Raw genomic sequence first — 23,975 nt, 5'->3', positions numbered from 1 at the left:
AGAAATCTCCGGTACCCTCACATTGCCCTCTATTTACTTGCTAGTCCTTAAACAGATAGCCCACGCCGCGGACGGTGGTGATGTGCGCCGCGATCTGCGGGCCCACCTTGGAGCGGATGCGTCGAATGTGCACGTCGACGGTGCGCGTGCCGCCGCAGTACTCAAAGCCCCACACGCGGTGCAGCAGCACCTCGCGGCTGTAGGCGCGGTTGGGGTGCGTCGCCAAAAAGCTCAGCAGTGAGTACTCCATCAGCGTCAGGTCGATGGGCTCGTTATCGAGCGTCACCTGGTAGGTAGCCAGGTTAATCTCGAGGTTATCGATATTGAGCACATCGTCGGCGGTAACGGTCTCCTCCTCGCCCATCAGGCGCTGCGCGCGAGCCTTGAGCTCGTTGGGCGTCGCCGTGGGGCATACAAAGTCGGCATGCGCGTGATTGGGCAGGCGCAAGGTACCGAGTGCCTCGTCGTCGACGATCACCAACATGGGGACACCGCCGCGATCGTCAAGCCACTTGGCAATCTGATCGATGCGGTCGCTGCGGATGCCGTCGGAGTCGAGGATCAGCAGGTCAAAGTCGTGCGCCGCAGTCGGCGAATCGGGGGTTGCCAGGCTCACCTCGACACCCAGGGTGGTCGTCAAGCTGCGGGCAAACTCGTGGAAGCGCGTCGTGCGCGCCATGAACAGGGCACTCTTTTCGGACATATCGGCCTCCAAAGAAATGAGCTCAATCGTACTGGAACAAGCCAGCGCGATTAGGAGTTCGCCAGGTAGTGCTTGATCTCCCACTCGGTGATCGTAGACTCAAACTTATGCCACTCGTCGCGCTTCTTTTTGAGGAAGAAGCTGTGAATGTGCTCGCCGAGGGCATCCTTCATAAACTGCGAGTCCTCAAACACGTCAAGCGCCTCTTTGAGCGAGCGCGGCAGCGGCGCGTAGCCGGCCTCGACCATCTGACGGTCGGTAAGCTTGAGCGTCTCGGCCGTGGCCTCGGGCGGGAGTTCCAGCTTGCGCTCGATGCCGTCCAGACCAGCCGCCAGCGTGACGGCGTTGACCAGGTACGGGTTGGCCATGGGGTCGGGACTGCGCAGCTCGATGCGCGTGGACAGCGGCTTGCCGGGCTTGTAGACCGGAATGCGGACCATACTCGCGCGGTTGCGCAGGCCCCACGTGGCGTACTGCGGCACGGAGTCGCCACCCGTGGTGATGCGCTTGTACGAGTTGACCGTGGGATTGGTGATGGCACTGATCTCGCGCGCGTGCGCCAAGATGCCGGCCATGTAGTGCTTGGCGATTTCGGAGAGGTGGTACTTCTCGTCGTCCTCGCCCCAAAAGACGTTGTTGCCGTCGTGGTCGAACAGCGACTGATGCAAAAACATGGCGCTGCCGTCCTCGCCCGCCAACGGCTTGGGCATAAAGGAGGCGTGGCAACCGCTCTCGTAGGCCTGCTGTTTAATGATGAGTTTGGCCGTGGTGATAGCGTCGGACATGCTCAGGGCCTCGGCGTGACGCAGGCTCATGCCATGCTGCGAGCGACCGGCGGCGTGGAAGGTGTACTCCACGGGCACGGACATCTTCTCGAGCGTGAGGACCGTGTTGCGACGCAGGTCGCGGGCAGCATCGCTCACCGAAAGATCGAAGTAGCCCACGTTGTCGAGCGGCTCGGGAGTGTGCTCGTCGGGGAAGTAGTAATACTCCAGCTCGGCACCCACGTTGAGCAGATAGCCAGCCTTCTCGGCCTTGCGGAACATGCGGCGCAGGGCATCGCGCGGGTCGCCGGCGAAGGGCTTGCGATCGGGAGTACACACGTCGCAGAAAACGCGTGCAACGCCGTTATGGCTCGGGCGCCACGGCAGGATCTGGAAGGTCGAAGCATCGGGGAATGCGAGCATGTCGGCTTCCTCGGGCGTGGCAAAGCCCTCGATAGCGGAGCCGTCAAAGCCAATACCCTCCTCAAAAGCGACCTCGAGGTCCTCGGGGCTAATGGCAAAGTTCTTGAGGCGGCCGAGAATGTCGACAAACCACAGACGCACAAAGCGGATGTCACGCTGCTCTACGGAGCGGAGTACGTAATCGATGTTCTGCTGGTTCATGTCGCTCCCCTTTCTTTCGGGCGGGTTTCGACTGGTCTATATCGCAGATACTATCGCAGAAAAATGTTTCCGCAGGGTTAAAGCGTATCAAGCGCTCAAAAAACGTGTGTGAACAGGCTGGTATGACAAGTGATTATCGCTCGGATTCGGAAACAATTTGCCTACACGCTCGTTCCAGCGCCGGAAACTCCATCGTCACCGCATCCCAAACAACCGATCGGTCGACATTGCCGTAATCATGCGCGAGGTAATTTCTCATGCCGATAATTCCACGCCACTCAATTTCGGGATGAAGCCGCTGCGAGCGTTCCGACAACTTGCCCGCTTCTTCCGTCACCCTAAGCGCGCACATCAAAAGGGAGTCCGCCAACGCCCTCGTCCGCACGTCATTCGCATGCAGAAACTGGTCCTCGGTGATATCAAAAGCCTTGATGCGCTCGTTCGTTTCAGCGATGGCCTCCAAGACCTCTTGGGCGCGGAGGCCGTCTGACTTACGCGCGATCATAAAGGATCACTCCTTCGCGCTCGATTACCGCGGCAAGATCGTCATCAAGATAATCGCTCGAGACAAGGTCCACCTGCCTTCCGGTTTCCTTGCGCACTGCCTCGCCAAACGCCGACAACGCAAAAAGACCAAAGCCCTGCTCGCGATCGACTTCGAGGCGCAAGTCGATATCACTATCTGCACGCGCCTCGCCACGGGCATACGATCCAAATAGGATCACGGTTTTGATGGCGGGAATCGGGCTGGCTGCCTCGCGGACGGCGGACTCAATCTGAGCGGTATCCAAAATGCCCGCTGCGGCGCTTTCGCTCGCAGAGCTTTTACCGAGTGAAGGCACAAACGGCAGCGAGCGCTCGCGCAACATCTGCCTCATGAACATATTGACCGCAACGGACGAAGTCATGCCGAGTTCTTCGCACAGCTCGGCAAATGAATCTTTAATTGACGAGTCCACTCGAACACTCAGCACAGACGCAGCCATGGATACCTCCTGTATGACATTGTCTATATAATATCACACAGACTAGCGCGAGGTCGAAGCGCGGTGTTCGATGTGACCGGGGATCTCGATGCGCTTGGGGGCGAGCTTTGCGGCGTCGCCCACCGTAGTGGTAACGACGTCGATGCGCTCGGACAGACGCTCGATTACGCGCTCGGCGATGGTGTGGGTGTCTTGCGCGGCCGTGGTCACACCGCCAAAGAGCACGTGGTTCCAGGGGTAATCGTCAAACGTTGCGATCTTAAGGCCCGCCGGCAGCGAGGGACCCAGCTGCGCCAGTGCCTCGGTCAGGCGCAGGAAGACCAGGCCGTTGACGGCAATGAGGCCGAGCTTTTTACCCGCATAGCCGCGGATGGTCTCGTCCAGGCGACTGACACCCTCGGCACCACCGTCCGCCAAGGTGACGACCTCGCCGGCCAGGCCGCGGCGCGAGAGCTCGTCGGCAAACGCCTCAGCGCGCTCACGACGCACGGGGCTGTCATCGCTTGCCTCGGTAAGCAGGCACAGACGCTCGCTGCCCGCAGCAGCCAAGGCGTCTACCAGGCCGGCGACCAGCTCACGGTTGTTAGATGTCACCAGATCGATGCCGCCATCGGCAACATCGCGGTCGAGCAGCACAACGGGTAGGCGTCCCGCTGCCGCGGCGATCGCCTCGTCATTGCCTCCGCAGGTGTTGACGACCAGGCCGTCCACGCCGGCATCGATAAGTCTGGTGAGCGACTCCGCTTCCTTGGCGGGGTCGTTGCCGCTAATGGCCGTCATGAGCGAGCAGCCGCGCGCGGCGGCGCTGGCGGAAAGCCCTTCGAGCATGGCGCTGGAGAACGGGTTGGCGATGTCGGCCAAGATTACGCCGATGAGGTTGGCACGCGAGCTGCGCAGATTGCGTGCGGCGGCACGTGGGCGATAGCCGGTGCGCTCGATAACCGCCGCGATGCGGGCGCGGGTCTCCTCGGTCATCTGCCCGGGGCGGTTATTGAGATAGCGCGAGACCGTGGCCGGGCTCACGCCCGCCTCGGCGGCAATGTCCTTAATCCTCATCTGCGCCATAGCGCACCCCGTTTCCCAATTGTCAGCAATCTGAGCCATTTTAGGCATTTTTTAAAAATCTCGGTTGCAAAACGCTGTAGGTGAGCAGCATCGTTTTTGTGTCTCGAGCAGATGCGGCGATGGGCTAGATTGACGAGTCTTTCGACAGCTCAAAGTAGTCGGGATGCAAGGCGATAACCGGGCCCTGTTCCTCGGGCATCAGATGCAGGTGCGTCTCTGCCAGGTAGCTCGCCGCGTCGGTATCGCCCTTCTTAATGGCCTCGAGAATTCGGCGATGCTGCCGACGAATCGGCTCCCAATCCAGATCCTGCGACACCATACGCAACCAGTTGTATCGCTCAAAATGTGTGTTGACGCTCTTCATCCAATCCCACAACATGTGGCGGCCGGCAATCTCAAAACACGTCTCATGGAACAGGTTGTCCAGATCGAAAAAGCGACGCGTTTCGCTATGGTCGAGCGACTCGGACTCGGCAAGAATCCGCTCGAGCCGCTGCTTTTGCTCGGGCGTGACGGCAGAGCAGCATTTAATGAGCACGCTTCTCTCGAGTTTCTCGCGCAAGAAACAGGCGTTCTCGGCGCGCTCCATGCTGATTTTTGAGACATAGGTGCCGCTTTTGGGACGCGTTTCCACCAGCTCCTGCTCACGCAAGCGCACAAAAGACTCGCGAATGGGCGTGCGCCCGATTCCCGTCTCCTTTTCCAGACCAATCGCCGAAAGGCGCGTGCCGGGCTTGAGCTCGGCATAGATGATCTTGGAGCGCAATGCGTTGTATGCCTGATCTTGCAGGCTCTGATTATGCTGGTGTTGTTCCATAAAGCCCTCGGATGAAGCTCACGGTTTGTCGAATTTCACCACGTAATACTATCGCATCGACACGCCCCAGCTCCCAATCAGTCTTTTTGGGACGGGGCTCTTTTAGCTACCCTGGCCCGCAGATCGGCCCCCCTTGCCACAAAAGTGGCCCATCTATTACGTTAACACGGATAGCCTCGGCCATACCGAAAACCGTGAAAACAAAACCGCAGGTAGACAGCTTGTCGATTTTCGAAAGGCTCTGTCACAACAAATGGTTGATTTTGACGAGAAATAGCGTATAATAATAGTAAGAAACAGTACCACCGAAGGAGGTAATTGGATATGCCTACTATCAAAGACGCATTAGATATTATCGGTAAGTTGACTGTCGCAGAGCAGGAAAGCCTTAAAACAATGCTTTTAAGTCCTGCCTTTGTAAAGTCTTTGAATATTGAAGATTTCGTAGCAAAGGAACGCTTTGCAAATGGTCGTGTATGCCCTCTTTGTGGCTGTATCCATGTGGTTCGCAATGGTCATCGTAAAGATGGCACACAGCGATATGTATGTAAGGATTGTGGCAAGTCCTTCGTGATTGCTACGAACTCCATTGTGTCTGGTACAAGAAAAGACTTGTCCGTGTGGGAGCAGTACATTGATTGTATGATGAATGGCTTATCCATTCGTAAGACTGCTGTTGCTTGTGGGATTCACAGAAACACCGCATTCCTTTGGAGACACAAGATTTTGGATGCACTTCAGAATATGGCAGACGATGTTACCCTTGACGGCATTATTGAGGCTGACGAAACTTTTTTCGCCATCTCGTACAAGGGCAATCATAGCAAGAGTAAGACATTTGCTATGCCACGCAAGGCTCATAAGCGTGGTCATTCTACACATATCAGAGGCTTGTCCCAAGAAAAGGTATGTGTTCCTTGTGCGGTTAATAGGAATGGCTTGTCTATCTCCAAGATTACGAATACTGGTAGAGTTTCTACAAGAGATTTACATCATATTTATGATGGTAGGATTAAGACCAATTCCACTCTTGTTACGGACAAGATGAACTCCTATGTGAGATTTACAAATGCCAATGGCATTGACCTTGTGCAGTTAAAGACTGGCAAAGCCAAGAAAGGCATTTATAATATCCAACATATCAATAGCTACCATAGCCAGCTAAAGAGGTTTATGCGTGGCTTTAACGGTGTTTCTACCAAGTATCTGAACAACTATCTTGTGTGGAATAACCTTGTAAATTACGCCAAAGAAAGCGACATGGAGAAAAGGAACATCTTCTTAACTTTCGTTTTGGCAACATTGAAAACTGCTAAATGCAGAGATTTATCAAACAGACCAGCAGTTCCTCTGGTCGCCTAATTAGAATTTGTGGAGATGATAAGATGGTCAATATAACAGATGTAAAACAGATTCTTCAATTTGCAATAGATGCGGAGATTAAAGTCTTTCTTGATGGTGGCTGGGGTGTAGATGCTCTTCTTGGATATCAGTCAAGAGCCCATAATGATATTGACATTTTTGTAGAAAAGAACGATTATCAGAACTTTATAGAAATAATGAAAGCTAATGGCTTTTATGAGATTAAGATGGAATATACAACATTGAACCATACTGTATGGGAAGATTTGAAAAACAGAATTATTGATTTGCATTGTTTTGAATATACGGACGAAGGTGAAATTCTTTATGATGGGGATTGTTTTCCGGTAGAAACTTTTTCGGGTAAAGGAAGAATTGAGGAAATAGAGGTTTCCTGTATTGAACCATATAGTCAAGTAATGTTCCATCTGGGATACGAGTTTGATGAAAATGATGCACATGATGTGAAGTTATTGTGTGAGACACTTCATATCGAAATTCCAAATGAGTATAGATAACTGCAAATAACAGTTTGTAGGGGAGTTCTGATACTCCCCTATAAAAATGGCTATTTATCAACTGTTTGTTGTGACATAGCCTTTCGAAAAAACCGACTATGGTTGACCCCTGCGGCTTAAACGTAGTAGATAGGCCCTTTTCGTGGCGCAGCACTACTGCACCCCAAATTGGCACCCCGAGCCTGTTATAAGTTGCTGTGAAATACGGACGGTTGATAATCAAGGGTTGAAAATCAAGGCGCGCTATACGGCTTGCTATATCTCACTATACTTTGCTGTACGTCGCTGTACTTTGCTATAACTTGACAATAATCGGCCCATTACCATCCGGGATATAACGGACCCCAAGCCAACGCTGGCTTGGGGTCCGTCTTGTACCATGGCTCTTTTGGACTATGAGCGCTCGTATTTCGTGGCCCGCCCGGTTCCCTGCCTTACGATTGCATTCCGTTCAAGCAGAGATTCGAGTGCCGCCAACGTCCGCATGCGGCTCAGCCCCGTCTGTTTTTCAATCTCGCTTCGCGACATAATTCGCCCGCCCGACAAGGCCTTGAGAACCTGGACCTCTTCCTCGGACCCTTCAAAGGCATCGGTAACGGGCAATGTGACGGCCACCATGCCGCCGCGAACATCAAAAATTGGTTGATTGATCGAATCGCGATAGGCACGTCTAATGCGCGCAATTCCCGTACCAAATTTCTCGATGTAATCCAGCTTTAAGAAGGCCTCTGCAACGATGGGGTTTCTGAGCACGGATATCTGCCCATACAGGTATTGTTCCGTCGTCAAACCGGCGGGCAGCGATCCGGGGGAGGTCACAACGACGCGATCATCGTACAGGGCAATTTGAACGTTCGCTCGAACGTCCCACGTCCGATGCACTAAAGCGTTTGCAACAGCTTCGCGGAATGCCTCAAGAGGAATTCGATCGGTTTGGACGCGCTCCATCCCTTCGATACGCTCATAACGGTAGTAGCGTGCAAACATAGCCACCGCCCTGTCCGCCTGCTCAATTGCGGATACATTTGTCGCCGCCTCGCGATCCAAGATCACATCCTCGGTATCGCCAAAACGGACGCAGTCGATGCCTGGAAAATCATTCTTATCCGCTAAAATCGCCGCGGCATTGGTATAGCCATCCTTGCCGAGCAAGCGGAGCGTACGCAAGATATCCGACGTTAGCTCGGAAATGCCGAGGTGTTCAACACACTTATGCTCGAGCGTATGAAAGCTCAAGTCCTGGCGAGCCGACGTGAGCGCGTCGAACGTTACGTTGCTGCCTTCGAGCGTCAGCCTGCCATACTCAAACCGGTCGACCTCCACCGTTGCCGAATCGTTTCGCCTGTAGGCCTTTCCCTTGCTTCGATAGGGTTTGTCCTGTCCCTCATAAACCGTAAGGATTACGGTCCCGTGTTTCTCATCGGGCTCGAGCGTGTAACGGGGAGCGGGGTCCAAGCTGTCATTAATCATGTTCTCGATGCGGAGACACTCTGCGACCGGATCTGCAAGGCCGACAACCACGCCCTCGTCATCAACGCCAAACTCAATCTTGCCCGTCCCATAGTTTGCATAGGCGCTCACCGTTTTAAGAAACGTCGGCGTAACGCTTTCCTTGTATTCGACTGTAGGGCTCTCTCTAACAACCATATGCACAACCCCCTCGTTTCGTACCATTCATAACCGTATTATAAGACGAAAACCGTTTGCGTACTGATTTATATAAGACGCAAACTGTTTTCGTCTTGATTTGCGTACGGAATTAAGACGCATAATTTCGCTTTCGTATGGCTCAATACCGGACGCAGACTGTTTTCGTCTGTCAATACGTCTGAAATCCAAACGAAAAGAGCCCCGAGCTCGTATGAACTCGGGGCTCTTTGTGCCGCACATCTATGAGAGGAAAAATTCGATGCGTACGGGCGCTACCCCATGAAGCCGCCCTGGGATGGCGGCAACCTCGCCGTTACCCGTCTGATGGGTGTGCTCAAGGCATCCGTTCCCCTCTTTATCGACGTAACGGGCAAAAAAGTTCGTCGAGGAGACCATCCGCACGCACCACGGTGTGGCCGACGCCATTGAGACGCGCAACCCCACCGCCGCTCACGATGCGATGTATCTGCACCTGGTCTACAACCGCAATATGATTGCGGAAGGCACACAAACAAAAGGCATTTAAGGCTCGACAATAATCTTTCTTTGATAAAACGCAGGCAGCGAGCGCTTGCGTTTTATCAAATGGTGCAATGGGGTCAGGTTTACATGCATCAACTTAGCGCAAAGTAACCTGGCCCCCACGCAACAAAGGGTTAACTAGAGCTCACAGGCAACCTTGTAGCCATCGCCGATGGCGTCGCGAATGTTACCGCACTTGTTGGCATCGCCCAGCACGTGGGTGGCAACACCGGCTGCAGCCAGGTCGTCTGCCAGCTTGGTATTGGGACGATAGCCCATGGCAAGCACCAGCGTATCGGCACCGGTGATGGTGTGGACCTCGCCGTCCTTCTCGTAGCTGATAGCATCCTCGGTAATCTCGGTCACCTTGGCCTCAGTCAGCACGTGGACACCCTTGGAGAGCATGCGCGTGATGAGCACCGCGCGGCCGGCACCGCCCTCGTTGGCGGCGAGCGTCTTGGTCATCTCGATGACGGTGACATCGCGATTGGCCGGCGACAGGTCGTTGACCAACGGGGCCAGGTAATCGGCCGTCTCGCAGCCGACGGTGCCGCCGCCCACGATGACGATCTTCTTGCCCGGAAAAGCCTTGCCGCCCAACAGGTCGTCAGCCGTCATAACCTGCTTAAAGCCCTGCATGAAGGCCGGAGCGATGGGCTCGGCGCCATAAGCTAGGACGACCTCGTAGCCGGCGTAGTCACGCTGAATGTCCTCGGCAGTAAGCTCAGTGCCAAATACGCACGTGACGCCGGCCTCGGCCAGGCGACGGTACTGGTACTTGATCACACGAGTGAGCTCCTGCTTTGCCGGCGGAACGGCCGCGATGCGCATCTCGCCGCCCGGTTCGTCCTGCTTATCCACGAGCACCACGTTATGGCCGCGCTTGGCGGCAATGTAGGCCGCCTCCATGCCAGCGGGACCGGCGCCCACGACGAGCACGTTCTTGGCCTCGGCGGCAGGCTCGTAGCCGGCCTCGTCGCGCTCGACGTCCGGGTTGACGGTGCAGGAGATGCGCTTGCCAAACATGATGCCGTTCAGGCAGCGCAGGCAGCCGATGCAGGGACGGATCTCGTCGGCGTTGCCGGCAGCCGCCTTATTGCAGAACTCGGCATCGCACAGATTGGCGCGGCCCATCATGCAGATGTCGGCGGCGCCGTCCTCGATCAGCTCCTCGGCGATCCAGGCCTCGTTGATGCGGCCGACCGTGGCAACGGGAATGTTGACGTGCTTCTTAATCTCGCGCGAGCAGGCGGCATGCGAGGCCTGCTGCGTACCGGCGGCGGGAATTGCGGAGCCACGCTTGATGGTGGTGCCGCCCGACACATGAATCATGTCGACGCCGGCCTTCTCCAGGCGACGCGAGACGTAGATCATGTCGTTGAGGGTCAGGCCGCCATCGGTGTACTCGTCGCCCGAGATACGGACGTCGATAATGAAGTCCTTGCCGCAGCGCTCGCGAATCTCGGCGATGACCTCGAGCAGGAAGCGCATGCGGGCGTCGAGCGAGCCGCCGTACTCGTCGGTACGCTTGTTGTAGAGCGGAGTCAAAAAGCCGCCGAGCATACCGTGGGCGTGCGCCGCATGGACCTCGACGCCATCGACGCCGGCCTTCTGCATACGCACGGCAGCGTCGCCGAACTGATGCGTGAGCTCGTGGATCTCGTCAACCGTGATGGGACGCGGTGCCTCGCGGGCATAGGACGGGCCCACAAAGGACGGGGCGATCAGGCGCGGCGTGCCTGGAATGTTAAAGGCCATGTAGGCGGGGTGGAAGAGCTGCGGCATGATCTTGCAGCCGTACTCGTGGACGGCCGCGGCGAGCTTTTCCCAGCCGGGGATAAACGTGTCGTCGTAGCAGCACATGTCACCCGGCAGATAGGTATAGGTGGGCTCGACCGTCACGACCTCGGTGATGATGAGGCCCACGCCGCCCTTGGCGCGGGCGCGGTAATGATCGACCAAGTCGTCGGTCACATAGCCATGATCGGCCAGGTTGGTTGACACTGGCGGCATAAAGACGCGGTTCTTGACCTCGGTCGTACCGACCTTGATCGGGCTAAAGAGCATTGGATAGGCAGAAGACTCCATGCAGGCTTCCTTTCGTTTGAGCCGCTCGGCGGCAGTTACTAACGTACTTATCGTATCAGTATCCGCCGCATTCGCACTCGCTCGCACTCCCCACCTTCAATCCCGACCCTCACAAAAAAGTTGCGGTGGAATACGGAGTAGATGAGACTTTTGACAGCCAAAACAGTCCGTATTTCACCGCAACCGATGGGCGGGGTGGAATTGAGGGCTCAGATAGTCAGTCATGCCCTCATCCGCCACTCCCTCACTTACAGCGCGCCGTCCAGCATAAGGTTCACCTTGAGCACGTTAACCGTGGGCTCGCCGAACACGCCGAGGAAACGGCCCTTGGTGCACTGGGCGATGATCTCGCGCACCTCGTCTTCGCTCTTGCCCGTGGCCTTGGCAAGGCGCGGGACCTGGTACTCGGCGGCATCCGGAGAGATCTCCGGGTCGAGGCCGGACCCCGAACACGTCACCAGGTCGACGGGCACAGCGTCCATATCGGCATCGGAGTTGGCGGCGCGAATCTTCTTCACGCGCGCATCCACAAGCTGCCGATACTTCTCACTCGCCGGGGACAGGTTGGACGGGGCACCATACGCCATGAGCTCGCCGTCTTCGCCTTCGACAATTGACACGTTCTGGATACGACCCCACATGTGGGCTTCGTCATCGAAGTTCTGGCCGATGAGCTCGGAACCCACAACCTTGCCGTCGACCGTAATAAGCGATCCGTTCGCCTGGTACGGAAACGCAAGCTGCACGACGCCGGTCACCACGAGCGTGTATCCCAGGCCGCAGACGATGGTAAACAGCGCGAACACGCCAAGTGCGCGCGATGCGATACCTTTGAACATACAAACCTCCGTCTACATCATGCCAATGCCGAACAAGGCCAGCAGCATGTCGATAATCTTGATGAATACGAACGGCGCCACGATGCCGCCCAGACCCCACACCAGCAGGTTATGGGTCAACAGCTGGCCGGATGGAACCTCGCGGTACTTGACGCCCTTGAGAGCCGCCGGAATTAGCGCGACGATGACCAGCGCGTTGTAGATGATGGCGGACAGCACGGCCGTCAACGGGTTGGTGAGGCTCAGGATGTTGAGGGCGCCCAGTCCCGAATAGATCGGCGAGAACAGGGCCGGGATGATAGCGAAGTACTTCGCCACGTCGTTGGCCACCGAGAAGGTCGTGAGCGAGCCGCGGGTCATGAGCAGCTGCTTGCCAATACGCACGACCTCGATGAGCTTGGTGGGGCTGGAGTCGAGGTCGACCATGTTGCCGGCCTCCTTGGCAGCCTGGGTGCCCGTGTTCATGGCCACGGCGACGTCGGCCTGGGCCAGAGCGGGCGCGTCGTTGGTGCCGTCGCCGGTCATGGCGACCAGGTGACCCTCACGCTGGAACTCGCGGATCTTCTCGAGTTTGCCTTCAGGGGTGGCCTCGGCCAGGAAGTCGTCAACGCCGGCCTCGGCGGCGATTGCCGCGGCGGTGAGCGGATTGTCGCCCGTCACCATGATGGTCTTGATGCCCATCTTGCGCAGGTCGGCGAACTTCTCCTTAACGCCGGACTTGATGATGTCCTTGAGGTACACAACGCCCAGCACGCGGCAGTTCTTGGTCACGACCAGCGGGGTGCCGCCGGCCTTGGCGATGCGTTCGACGGCCTCTTCGCACTCCTGGGAGAACACGCCGCCGGCTGCCTCCAGATAGGTGCGCACGGAATCGGCAGCGCCCTTGCGGATCTCATTGCCCTCGTAGTTCACGCCGGACATACGCGTTGCCGCGGTGAACGGGATGAACTCCATGCCCTTATCCTCGAGCGTGCGGCCGCGCAGACCGAACTGCTCCTTGGCGAGCACGACGATGGAACGGCCCTCGGGGGTCTCGTCGGCCAGCGAGGAAAGCTGGGCGGCATCGGCCAGCTCCGCGGGATCGACGCCGTCGACCGGGATGAACTCGGCGGCTTGGCGGTTACCCAGGGTGATGGTGCCGGTCTTGTCGAGCATGAGGATGTCGACGTCGCCGGCGGCCTCGATGGCGCGGCCGGACATGGCCAGCACGTTGGCCTCGTTCAGACGGCTCATGCCGGCGATGCCGATGGCGGACAGAAGGGCGCCGATGGTAGTGGGAGCCAGGCACACGAGCAGCGCCACGAGCGTGGTCACGGCCGTGGGGTTGACCATGTCGTTAAGACCGACCGAGAAGCAGGAGTAACAATACAGGGCCAGCGTGACCAGAATAAAGACGATGGAAAGGGCCACCAGGAAGATCTCCAGAGCGATCTCGTTAGGGGTCTTCTTGCGCGCGGCACCCTCGACCATCGCGATCATCTTGTCCAGGAAGCTCTGGCCGGGCTCACTGGAGATCTTGACGATGATCCAGTCGGACAGCACCGTGGTACCGCCGGTAACGGCAGAGCGGTCGCCGCCGGCCTCGCGGACCACGGGGGCGGACTCGCCGGTGATGGCGGACTCGTCAACGGAGGCAGCGCCCTCGATGACGTCGCCGTCGCCGGGAATCTGCTCGCCGGCGCGTACGATCACCAGGTCGCCGCGCGTGAGCTCGGTGCCGGGAACGACGGTGAAGTGCTCCTTGTCCTCAACGGACTCGATGCGATGGGCCTCGACATCCTTCTTGGCCGCACGCAGAGAATCAGCCTGAGCCTTACCGCGGCCCTCGGCAAGCGCCTCGGCGAAGTTCGAGAACAGGTCGGTGAGCCACAGGATGACCGCGATGGCGACCACATAGTAGGTGGGCACACCCGCGTCCCGCACACCGAAGATGGAAGCGACGACCAGGACGGAGGTCATGACGGCTGAAAGCCACACCAGAAACATGACCGGGTTTTGAATCTGGACGCGAGGGTCCAGCTTGGCAAACGAGTCGCGGACCGCGCGGCCCATCATGTCTTTTTGCATAGTCATAAATCTGCGCCCTCCTTTACGCAATCATCTGGAAGAACTCGGCAACGGGGCCAAGCGCCAGGGCCGGGAAGAAGCTCAGGGCACCGATCAGCAGAACGATGAACACGAGCAGGAATACGAACATGCCGTTGGTGGTAGACAGGGTACCGGCGCTCTCGGCGACCTTACCCTTCTTGGCCAGCGAGCCGGCGATAGCCAGCGTACCGATGATGGGCATGAAGCGGGCGAACAGCATCTCGAGGCCGAGCATGACGTTGATCCAGGGAATGTTGCAGTTCATACCTGCAAACGCCGAGCCGTTGTTGCCGCCGCATGAGGTGAAGGCATACAGCACCTCGGAGAAGCCGTGCGCGCCACCATTGTTGAGCTGGTCGGCAAGACCGGGCACCATGCAGGCGATGGCCGAGCACACCAGAATGGCAAACGGAGTTGCCAGGCACAGGACAACTGCCCAGCGCATCTCGCCCGGCTCGATCTTCTTGCCCAGGAACTCGGGCGTGCGGCCGACCATAAGGCCGGCGATGAACACTGTGAGGATGGCGAAGCCGATCATGCCGTACAGGCCGCAGCCCACGCCGCCGAAGACAACCTCGCCCAGAGCCATCTGGAGCATCTGGACAAAACCGCCCAGCGGGGTGTAGGAGTCGTGCATGGAGTTAACCGAGCCGTTGGAAGCGGCGGTGGTGTAAGCCGACCACGTGGAGGAGGTGACGATACCGAAGCGGCTCTCCTTGCCCTCCATGTTGCCGCCGGCTTGGCCGTCGGTCATCTCGATATTGACCGCTCCGCCATCGGCCAGCTGCGGGGTGCCCGCATGCTCGTTGACGGCGATGATGCCGGTGAAGATCACCAGCAGGATGAACATGGCGGCAAAGATGGCCTTGCCCTGCTTGGTGTTCTTGACGCCGATACCGAAGGTGAAGCAGCAGGCAGCCGGGATCAGCAGCAGGCTGGTCATCTCGATGATGTTGGTGAAGGCACTGGGGTTCTCATACGGATGGGCGGAGTTCACGCCGAAGAAGCCGCCGCCGTTGGTTCCGGACTGCTTGATGGCGACCTGAGGAGCCGCAGGACCCTGGGGCAGGAACTGCTCGGTGACCACGCGCGCGCCCTCGACAACCTTGCCGTCGACCTTGACCGTGTCGCCCTCGATCTGGGCGCCGTCGAGGACGCTCCAGCCGCCGTCTGCATTAGGCTGGACGGCGACGGGCTCTACGAGCTCAGCCTTCTGAGCCGGCTGGAAGTTGGAGATGACGCCACCGGCAGCCAGGCAGATGCCGAACACGAGGTTCAGCGGGATGAGCACATACAGGACGGTGCGGGTGAGGTCGACCCAGAAGGAACCCAAGCTCTGCTCCTTGACCTGACGGAAGCCACGAATCAGCGCGAACATGACCGCGATACCGGTGCCAGCGGAAACGAAGTTCTGCACGGTGAGACCCATGAACTGCACAAGGTAGGACAGGGTGGTCTCGCCGGAGTAGGACTGCCAGTTGGTGTTGGTTATGAAGGAAGCAGCCGTATTGAACGACAGGTCCCATGGCACACCCGGCAGGTGCTGGGGATTGCCTGGCAAGAAGGACTGAAGCGCTTGAAGTGCCACAAGGACCACGAGGCCGATCCCCGAAAAGACCAGCACGCTCGCCAGGTAGCGCCTACACCCCATCTGCTCTGCCGCGTCGATGCGAAGCAGACGATAGACGCCACGCTCCACAGGAGCAATCACAGGCGACAGGAACGTATGCTCACCATCCATGATATGGGCCATGAACCGACCGAGCGGAACGGCCAGGACGACGAGCACGGCAAAGTACAAGATGTACTGAATCGCAGCGTCCATAGTTTACGAATCACTCCTCATCAGAATGTAGATGTAATAGATAAGGAGTCCAATGCAGACGACTCCGATGATGGGAATGAGGATGTTCATTTACCGCCCCTTTCACGCGCGGTCCGATGTCTCGGACGCCTGCTCTCGCAAGCGCCTGGGGACAGTAAACGCTTCTAGAGATTAAAGAGGCGTGAGGGCCGGGGCTCACGACCTTAAGATGCCGTAAAGATGCAGGTAGAAAGCACTATTGCGGCTGCAGTGCGCCTATACTCGACCTCGCGAGCATACAGTGGCGTCCTCACCGCGTATGCACGCATGGGCAACGTTTCAGAAAGGCTACGCTATGCAGCGCGACGCATCGGACACTCGCGTCAATCCAGACCTCATCCTCAAGGCAATTGAGAAAGACGAGGCCGCCGATGACGCTCGAACCAGCCGGGGACACCTCAAGATTTTCTTTGGCTACGCTGCTGGTGCAGGCAAAACCTATGCGATGCTTCAAGCCGCCCACGCCGCCAAGCGGCGAGGTGTCGACGTCGTCGCGGGATACATCGAGCCGCACGAACGTCCGGCAACTGCCCATCTTGCACAAGGGCTTGAGAACGTGCCCTGTAAACTCGCTGAGCACAACGGCATTGCGCTCAGCGAGTTCGATCTAGATGCGGCTATCGAACGCGCCCCTCAGCTCATCCTTGTCGACGAGCTCGCCCATACGAATGCGCCGGGGTCTCGCCACGACAAACGTTATCAAGACGTCGAGGAACTTCTACATGCAGGCATCGACGTCTATACGACTGTGAACGTTCAGCATATCGAGAGCCTAAACGACATGGTTGCATCCATCACCGGCGTTGTCGTGAGCGAACGAATCCCCGACCGCATCTTCGATGATGCCGACCAGGTCGAGCTCGTTGACATAGAGCCCGAAGACCTACTTGAGCGCCTTCGCGCCGGCCTCGTCTACCGTCCCGCACAAGCCGAGCGAGCGCAACAGCATTTTTTTACCGTCGAGAACCTCACCGCACTCCGAGAAATCGCGCTGCGCCGCTGCGCCGATCGCACCGGCCACCTCACAGACGCCGCACGCGTGCTGGGAAACCGTGACTACTACACCAGGGAGCGTATCTTAGTCTGTGTCTCCCCGGCGCCGACCAATCCCCGCATCGTCCGTGCCGCCGCACGCATGGCGAAAGCGTTTCGCAGCGAGCTCGTCGCCCTGTTCGTAGAGAGCCCGCGCACGCAAGCCATGAGCGATGATGAGCGCGCCAAGCTTGCAGACAATATCGCCCTAGCCGAGCAGCTCGGAGCACATATGGAAACCGTCTATGGCGACGACGTCGCGTTTCAGATCTCCGAGTTCGCACGCCTGTCGGGTATTTCGAAGATCGTCATGGGGCGCACGGGCGAGCACAGCAGCGTCCGTCAGGCCCTCTTTGGCCGCAAATCTCTCGTAGAACAGCTCATAACATTCGCCCCGAACCTCGACATTTACATCATTTCAGACCAGTCGACTCCGCCCTCCCGACCCAAAGGACGCCGCCATGCGCTCGCCCTGCAGCCGCCCAGCAGCCGAAACGTGCTTCGCACGCTGGCCCTCTCTCTTGTCGCCACAGCGATCGGCACGGCTTTCCGCCATCTGGGATTTGCCGATTCCAGCATCATATCCCTCTATATCCTCACGGCCCTGCTGACCGCCGTCACCACGACGGGGCGTATCTGCACGATCGTATCGAGCGTGCTCTCTGTAGTGCTTTACAACTTCTGCTTCGTAACGCCTCTGTTTTCGCTCGCCAGCTACGACCGAAGCTATCTGGTCACGTTCGGCATCATGTTCGCTACCGCTATGGTCGCCGGCGAGTTAACTGCGCGCATCGCCGACAACGCCCGTACCTCCGCCGAGAACGCATTCAAAACGCGCGTACTCCTCGAAACGAACCAGCTCTTGCAGCAAGCCCATAGCGCGGAGGAGTGTGCCCGCGTCGCCATGAACCAACTCATCAAACTGCTAAAACTCGACGTGGTCTTCTACACCGCCGAACACGGCACGCTCGGCAAGACGCTCTATGAGTCCGCTGGCACCGAAAACCGATCCGCGTCGCTGCTCACCGACTACGAGCGCGCTGTTGCAACCTGGACCTACACCAACAACAAACGCGCGGGCGCAAGCACGCGGACCCTGCCCGAGGCGCGCTGCCTCTACCTCGCGGTTCGCACCGGCGACAAGGTATTCGGTGTCATCGGCATCGACCTGGAGGGGCGCGAGATCGAAGCCTTCGAGCATTCGATCGTCCTATCTATCGTAGGCGAATGCGCCTTGGCGCTCGAAAGCGACCGGGCGGCGCAAGAGCGCGAAGAGGCTGCGGTCTTGGCGAAAAACGAGCAGCTGCGCGCCAACCTTTTGCGCTCCATCGGCCACGATTTGAGGACACCACTCACGGCTATATCCGGATCTGCGGCAATCCTTCGGAAGAGCGACGAGAAGCTCAGCCTCGAACAACGCTGCGATCTTGCCGATGCCATCTACGACGACTCCCTCTGGCTTATCGATACCGTGGAGAACCTCCTCGCCATCACACGCGTCGAGGATGGCACCATTTGCCTCAACTTCACATCCGAGCTCATCGACGAGGTCATCGAGGCCGCCCTCAGCCATGTCGCCCAAGCATCGCATGGACGTACCGTCACCATCGAGCACACTGACGACATCCTGCTGGTACGCATCGACGTCCATCTCATCATGCAGGTGCTTACGAATCTCATCATGAACGCCTTCAAATACACGCCCGAGGACTCGACTGTCACCATCAGCGCACGTCGCGAGGGTGCGTTCGTCGTGGTGGACGTCGCAGACGATGGGCCGGGTGTGGCAGACTGCGACAAGCCTCATATCTTTGAGCGCTTCTTCACCTCACGCAATACGCGGCCCGTGGATTCGCGTCGAAGCATCGGCCTTGGGCTGTCGCTCTGCCGCTCCATCGTGGAGGCGCATGGCGGCGTCATCGAAGCTCGCGACAACCACCCCCATGGGGCCGTCTTCCGTTTTACCCTGCCCGCCGAGGAGATCGAGATTCATGAATAATGCCGCTAAGCCACGCATCCTCCTGGTCGAAGATGACCTGACCGTTCAAAACCTCGTTTCGACCGCGCTTGACCTCCACGGCTATGTCGTGAGCAAGGTTTGCAACGGCCAGGCCGCCATCATGGATGCGGTGTCGCACGGCCCCAGCCTCATCATGCTCGACCTCGGCCTTCCCGACATTGACGGTATCGAGGTCATCACGAAGATCCGAAGCTGGTCGGCAGTCCCCATTATCGTCATTTCGGCGCGCACCGAAGATTCCGACAAGATTGCAGCACTTGACGCAGGGGCAGACGACTACCTCACCAAGCCCTTTTCTGTGGATGAGTTGCTCGCGCGCGTCCGTGCGAATTTGAGGCGCTCCTCGATGGCGTCAAGCGAATCGACAGAAGCGAGCACGTTCGACAACGGTCCGCTGCATATCGACTACGCCGCGGGATACGCGACGAAAGACGGACGCGAGCTCTCGCTCACCCCAACCGAGTACAAATTGCTCGTCCTTCTGGCGAAAAACGTCGACAAGGTGCTCACCCACACCTTCATCACCCGCGAGATATGGGGCACGAGCTGGGACAGCGATCTGGCGAGCCTGCGCGTGTTCATGCGCACCCTGCGCAAGAAGATCGAGGCAGACCCCTCTCACCCCAAGATGATTCAGACGCACATGGGTGTCGGGTACCGCATGCAGCGTCTCTAGCCCACCCCACAAAAAAGTTGCGGTGGAATACGGAGTAGATAAGGCCTTTGACGGCCAAAACAGTCTGTATTTCACCGCAACTGATGGGCGGGATGGAGTTAGAGGCCCAGGTAGTTGGTCATGCCTTCGACGGCGAGATTGGCGCTCGCTACGGCATGGACCACGGTGAGCGGGCCGTTGACCACATAGTTAGCGATACCCAAAAATACTCTTCAACTCGCCACACTCTCCCCCAAATGTGCAAAGCGCCCCGCGAACGGATGCTCGCGAGGCGCTTGGGTGCCTGGACCTTTATTTGATACCGCGGCCCAAGTCTTCGGCGATTTTGTCTACGCCCTTAAGTGCGGCGCAGGTCTTTTTGTTGGAGCAATGCCCCGTACAAACGCCACCCTGGGCGCAGTCGGCGCAGGTGCCCTTTCGGTAGATACGCACGCACACGGCGACAAACGCAATGCCGATAACAGCCAACACAACAATATCGATAGGTGCCATAGTAAGCCTCCTCTAGTTAACCACCACTTACTTTACCCCATCTTCCACCTGCCAAAAAGGGACAGGTTTGTTTTGGTCGGTTTTATCTGCGGAAACGCCACATCTTACTTCTGGAGCAAAGCAATCTGTCCCCCATTGCACCAAAAAGCCCGAGTGTCGCTGGGACACCCGGGCTCATGGAAAGGGGCTAATCCTTATTCGGACTTAAGCGGAAACTGCGGCGGAAGCAGTGTTGGTCTCGTCCTCGTCGGTCCAAGCATGTTTAGGCATGGGACGGAAGATCTGGAAGAGCATCGCAACCAGCAGCACGATGGCCACAACCGTCCAGATACCAAACTGTCCAAGAACGAACAGGTTGTAGAACTGGTTGATGAACAGACCAATGACCCAAGCAAAGGCGCACTCGTAACCGATCGCGATGGCGGTCCACTTGCCGGAATCCATCTGGTTGCGGATAGTGCCCATGGCGGCAAAGCACGGAGCGCACAGCAGGTTGAACGCACCAAAGGCAACGCAAGCGCCCATAGTCGGGAACATGCCGGCGAACGCGGTCCACAGGCTCGGGTCGGTCTCGCCGGCGTCGGCGACGGACAGCAGCGAACCGGCGGTGGCGACGACGTTCTCCTTAGCGACAAGGCCCGAGACGGTCAGCGCAGTTGCCTGCCAGGTGCTAAAGCCGAGCGGGGCGAAGATCCAGGCGACCAGGTTGCCCAGCATGGCAAGCACGGAGTAGTCCATGAACTCCTCGGGGATGCCCTCCATAGCAGGCAGGAAGCCAAACGTGCCGTTGTAGCTACCAAAGTTGGACAGGAACCAAACAACGACGGTGGACGCGAAGATGACCGTGCCGGCCTTCTTGATAAAGGCCCAGCAGCGCTCCCACACGTGCAGCGCCCAAGAGCGGATCGCCGGGAAGTGGTAGGCGGGAAGCTCCATAACGAACGGCGTCGGGCGGCCGGCGAAGAGCTTGGTCTTCTTGAGCATGAGGCCCGAAGCGATGACGGCAAAGACGCCCAGGAAGTAGAAGAGCGGGCTGATCCACGCGGCGGTGGTGGAAGAATCGCCGATGATGGAACCCATGAGCAGGGCGATGATCGGCAGCTTAGCGCCACAGGGAATAAACGTGGTGGTCATGACCGTCATGCGGCGGTCCTTCTCGTTCTCGATGGTCTTGGTGGCCATGACGCCGGGGACGCCGCAGCCCGAGGATACGAGCATGGGGATGAACGACTTACCGGACAGGCCAAAGCGACGGAACACGCGGTCCATGATGAAGGCGACGCGGGCCATATAGCCGCAGTCCTCCAGGAAGGACAGCATGACGAACAGCAGGAACATCTGCGGGACAAAGCCGAAGATGGCGCCCAGGCCGCCGACGATGCCGTCGCAGACCAGCGAATCGACCAGGCCACCGTCCTCGGTGCCGCCCGCCACAAGGGCGTCGTGGACCATGGTGGTAATACCAGGAACATAGGGGCCGTACTGTGCCGGGTCGACCGAGTCGGCATTGTCGCCCGCAGCCTCGACGGCCGCGTCGTAGGCGTCGCGGCCCTGACCGAGCACGTACCAACCGTCGGTACCGAAGAGCTGGTCGTTGGTGAAGTCGGTCACCGTGCCGCCCAAGGTAGAAACGGCGATGTAGTACACGCAGAACATGATGACCACAAAGATCGGCAGGCCCAGGATACGGTTGGTAACCACGCGGTCGATCTTCTCGGAGGTGCTCATCTTTGCCGGAGCCTTGGTGAGGCACTCGTCAATGATGTGGGCAATCACGCCGTAACGCTCGCCGGTGATGATGGACTCGGCGTCATCGTCGCAGTCCTGCTCGCACTGAGCGACCAGACCTTCGACGCGAGCGGCCTTCTCCTTGGTGAGGTTGATGAGCTTGCAGGCGTCCGCATCGCGCTCGAACAGCTTGACAGCGTAGTAGCGGCGCTTGTTGGCGGGAACGCTCGCCGGCAGATTGTTCTCGATGTGGTCCAGAACGTCCTCGATGGAGGAATCGAACTTGTGCTCCGGCACCTGGCCCTTGGAAGCAGCGGACTTCTTGACCTGCTCGAACAGCTCCTTGATGCCCTTGTTCTTAAGGGCCGAGATCATCATGACCGGACAACCGAGCTTCTTGGAGAGCTTGTCCGTGTCGATCTTATCGCCGTTCTTCTCGACCAGGTCGGCCATGTTGAGGGCAACGACCACGGGCAGGCCGGTCTCGATAACCTGAAGCGCCAGGTACAGGTTACGCTCGAGGTTGGTGGCGTCGACCACCTGGACGACGACATCGGGCTCGCCGCTCATGAGGTAATCGCGCGAGCACTGCTCCTCAGGGCTGTAGGGGGAAAGCGAGTAGATGCCAGGGAGGTCCGTGATGGTAACGTTCTTGTCGCTTAGGAGCTTGGCCTCCTTTTTCTCAACCGTGACGCCGGGCCAGTTGCCAACGTAGCCGTTGGCGCCGGTGATCAGGTTGAAAAGCGTGGTCTTGCCGCAGTTGGGGTTACCCGCCAGCGCGACATGGATCTGAGAATCCGCCATTCAATCCTTCTTCCTTGTGTGCCTGCGCTGCTTTCTCCGCGCAGGCTGGATAATGTGCTTCAAAGATGCTGCATTAAGTTAGAAAAACCTAACTTTATCTGCAGATATATGCGCCGCGAGCCCTTACTGGACCTCGACGACGGCAGCCTCCTCCTTGCGGATGGAAAGCTCGTAGCCGCGCACGTTGATCTCGACCGGATCACCGAGCGGTGCAACCTTCACGACCTTGAACGAAGTGCCCTTGATGAGCCCCAGGTCCATAAGGTGACGGCGAAGCGCACCCTCACCGTGAAGCTTGACGATGGTAGAGCTCTCGCCCACCTTAACGTCACCCAACGTCTTCATCCTCTTGTCCCCCTTTCAGTTTTTATGAAATGCTGCGGACTAACCGACGGTCATGATGTGCATGGCAACCTTGGAATCGATGCCAAAGCGTGCGCCCAGCACCGTGACGATGATATTGGCGCCACTCGAGCTCACCACGTGGATTTCGTTGCCCTCGACAAAGCCGAGGTCCTTGAGGTGGTGCTTCATGTCCTCATTGCCCTTTACACGAGACACGCGCACGGTTTCGCCCGCTTTTACCATCGAAAGCGGCATGGCCGGCATCTGCGGTCCGCAAGACATGAGTGGCTCCTAACGTCAGTTCGTCCTCAACATCGACGCGATAAAAGTTAACCACGTCTATGTTCGCTTTAGTAAACTAGCACGTGGTTAACTTTTTGGAAAGGGTCCCTATTCAGATTTCGAAAAAGTTTCCTATATGAAACAAAAAGGCGCGGCAAAGAGCTGTCCTTTGCCGCGCCCTGTCATGCTTAGAGCGAGAGGTTTCTGATCGACGTAACGCAGGAAGCCTCGTCTACGCCCGAAACGCGAAAGATGATGTCCTCGCCGCACTCGCCGTAGAGAGCCATGAGGCCCATGACATCGCGACCGTCGGTATGGCGGTCGCCGATGCTGACCGACACGTCGCTACGGTGCTTGGCAATGATGTCATAGAGCAGCGCAACCGGGCGGGCGTGTAGTCCCAACGGATCTTTAATCGTCTTTGTAAACTCGACCATGTCCCCTCCCACGACATCACACATTCGGCCGGCAAACCCAGCCACGTGGTAGTTATTGTAGCGTTAGATGCTTATCGAGGGCCCCTCCGGATACCCCGTGGTCAAAAAGTGGCAAATATGAGTACTGTCACAAATTTAGTAGCAGCAAAATCGAGAGCAAATTGCCTAGCTTGAGCGATTCGAAGAGGTTGAAAGCCGTCAAACGCCCTTTAAAGGGGGTGGCGCGCGCAGACGTGGTGTAAGAGCGTCCCGAGGTCCGTCGCTGCAAG

The 23,975-nt window shown here is 58.0% G+C and carries 20 protein-coding genes; 4 read left to right on the top strand and 16 right to left on the bottom strand.

The window, feature by feature from the left end:
* Positions 1–40: 40 nt before the first annotated feature.
* From DW796_RS04345 to DW796_RS04320, 6 genes are all read right to left on the bottom strand, one after another.
* Positions 41–703, bottom strand: coding sequence for a response regulator transcription factor (locus tag DW796_RS04345; RefSeq protein WP_006234733.1), 663 nt, complete (start codon positions 701–703; stop codon positions 41–43).
* Between the two features lie 50 nt (positions 704–753).
* A complete protein-coding gene (locus tag DW796_RS04340; RefSeq protein ID WP_117648002.1) occupies positions 754–2,091 on the bottom strand; it encodes a glutamine synthetase family protein in 1,338 nt (445 codons plus the stop codon).
* Between the two features lie 133 nt (positions 2,092–2,224).
* Entirely contained in the window at positions 2,225–2,596 is a 372-nt protein-coding gene (locus tag DW796_RS04335) for a DUF86 domain-containing protein (RefSeq protein WP_117628961.1), read from the bottom strand.
* Positions 2,583–3,077, bottom strand: coding sequence for a type II toxin-antitoxin system RelB/DinJ family antitoxin (locus DW796_RS04330; protein ID WP_117583364.1), 495 nt, complete (start codon positions 3,075–3,077; stop codon positions 2,583–2,585). The genes DW796_RS04335 and DW796_RS04330 overlap by 14 nt, the downstream gene beginning before the upstream one ends.
* A gap of 42 nt (positions 3,078–3,119) precedes the next feature.
* The gene (locus DW796_RS04325) at positions 3,120–4,142 is read right to left on the bottom strand and encodes a LacI family DNA-binding transcriptional regulator (protein WP_158549297.1); all 1,023 of its coding nucleotides are present in this window, start codon (positions 4,140–4,142) and stop codon (positions 3,120–3,122) included.
* 124 nt (positions 4,143–4,266) lie between these two features.
* On the bottom strand, positions 4,267–4,959 hold the full coding sequence (locus tag DW796_RS04320; RefSeq protein WP_117583366.1) for a GntR family transcriptional regulator: 693 nt from the start codon (positions 4,957–4,959) through the stop codon (positions 4,267–4,269).
* Between the two features lie 324 nt (positions 4,960–5,283).
* Here DW796_RS04320 and DW796_RS04315 point away from each other — a divergent pair, with 324 nt between their 5' ends.
* On the top strand, positions 5,284–6,321 hold the full coding sequence (locus DW796_RS04315; RefSeq protein WP_002837184.1) for an IS1595-like element ISSag10 family transposase: 1,038 nt from the start codon (positions 5,284–5,286) through the stop codon (positions 6,319–6,321).
* Between the two features lie 23 nt (positions 6,322–6,344).
* Entirely contained in the window at positions 6,345–6,839 is a 495-nt protein-coding gene (lnu(C), locus tag DW796_RS04310) for a lincosamide nucleotidyltransferase Lnu(C) (RefSeq protein WP_019543803.1), read from the top strand.
* A 393-nt stretch (positions 6,840–7,232) separates the two neighbouring features.
* Here the strand turns inward: lnu(C) and DW796_RS04305 are convergent, their stop codons facing one another.
* The 5 genes from DW796_RS04305 to kdpA form a co-directional block, all read right to left on the bottom strand.
* A complete protein-coding gene (locus DW796_RS04305) occupies positions 7,233–8,486 on the bottom strand; it encodes an ATP-binding protein (protein WP_117583367.1) in 1,254 nt (417 codons plus the stop codon).
* A 663-nt stretch (positions 8,487–9,149) separates the two neighbouring features.
* The gene (locus DW796_RS04300; RefSeq protein WP_117583368.1) at positions 9,150–11,099 is read right to left on the bottom strand and encodes an NAD(P)/FAD-dependent oxidoreductase; all 1,950 of its coding nucleotides are present in this window, start codon (positions 11,097–11,099) and stop codon (positions 9,150–9,152) included.
* Positions 11,100–11,347: 248 nt separating this feature from the next.
* Positions 11,348–11,938: a potassium-transporting ATPase subunit KdpC gene (gene kdpC / locus DW796_RS04295; protein WP_117583369.1), complete on the bottom strand. Its 591-nt coding sequence runs from the start codon at positions 11,936–11,938 to the stop codon at positions 11,348–11,350.
* A 12-nt stretch (positions 11,939–11,950) separates the two neighbouring features.
* On the bottom strand, positions 11,951–14,011 hold the full coding sequence (kdpB, locus tag DW796_RS04290; protein WP_117583370.1) for a potassium-transporting ATPase subunit KdpB: 2,061 nt from the start codon (positions 14,009–14,011) through the stop codon (positions 11,951–11,953).
* Between the two features lie 16 nt (positions 14,012–14,027).
* On the bottom strand, positions 14,028–15,851 hold the full coding sequence (gene kdpA, locus DW796_RS04285) for a potassium-transporting ATPase subunit KdpA (RefSeq protein ID WP_117628962.1): 1,824 nt from the start codon (positions 15,849–15,851) through the stop codon (positions 14,028–14,030).
* A gap of 334 nt (positions 15,852–16,185) precedes the next feature.
* Between kdpA and DW796_RS04280 the strand changes: the two genes are divergently transcribed.
* Together DW796_RS04280 and DW796_RS04275 are read left to right on the top strand one after the other, a co-directional pair.
* Positions 16,186–18,921, top strand: a complete 2,736-nt coding sequence (locus DW796_RS04280) for a sensor histidine kinase KdpD (RefSeq protein WP_118094371.1) — start codon at positions 16,186–16,188, stop codon at positions 18,919–18,921.
* Positions 18,914–19,618 carry a response regulator gene (locus DW796_RS04275; RefSeq protein ID WP_117583373.1) on the top strand — a complete coding sequence of 235 codons (705 nt, stop codon included), beginning with the start codon at positions 18,914–18,916 and terminating at the stop codon, positions 19,616–19,618. The genes DW796_RS04280 and DW796_RS04275 overlap by 8 nt, the downstream gene beginning before the upstream one ends.
* A 291-nt stretch (positions 19,619–19,909) precedes the next feature.
* On the opposite strand, the gene DW796_RS04270 is transcribed toward DW796_RS04275, so the two are convergent.
* The 5 genes from DW796_RS04270 to DW796_RS04250 form a co-directional block, all read right to left on the bottom strand.
* Entirely contained in the window at positions 19,910–20,110 is a 201-nt protein-coding gene (locus tag DW796_RS04270) for a hypothetical protein (protein ID WP_035136858.1), read from the bottom strand.
* A 204-nt stretch (positions 20,111–20,314) separates the two neighbouring features.
* Positions 20,315–22,642, bottom strand: a complete 2,328-nt coding sequence (locus DW796_RS04265; protein ID WP_117628963.1) for a ferrous iron transporter B — start codon at positions 22,640–22,642, stop codon at positions 20,315–20,317.
* A gap of 123 nt (positions 22,643–22,765) precedes the next feature.
* Positions 22,766–22,987 (bottom strand): FeoA family protein, encoded by a 222-nt coding sequence (locus DW796_RS04260; RefSeq protein ID WP_006234774.1) that lies wholly within the window; start codon positions 22,985–22,987, stop codon positions 22,766–22,768.
* 39 nt (positions 22,988–23,026) lie between these two features.
* Entirely contained in the window at positions 23,027–23,269 is a 243-nt protein-coding gene (locus DW796_RS04255) for a FeoA family protein (protein WP_022094360.1), read from the bottom strand.
* 188 nt (positions 23,270–23,457) lie between these two features.
* Entirely contained in the window at positions 23,458–23,706 is a 249-nt protein-coding gene (locus DW796_RS04250; protein WP_022094361.1) for an HPr family phosphocarrier protein, read from the bottom strand.
* Positions 23,707–23,975 lie beyond the last annotated feature (269 nt).

Origin of the sequence: Collinsella sp. AM31-2AC (genome assembly GCF_003469285.1) — a bacterium.
Taxonomy (GTDB): domain Bacteria; phylum Actinomycetota; class Coriobacteriia; order Coriobacteriales; family Coriobacteriaceae; genus Collinsella; species Collinsella aerofaciens_AT.
Note: the sequence above shows the minus strand (reverse complement) of the source record. Positions and strands in the feature narration are given on the sequence as shown.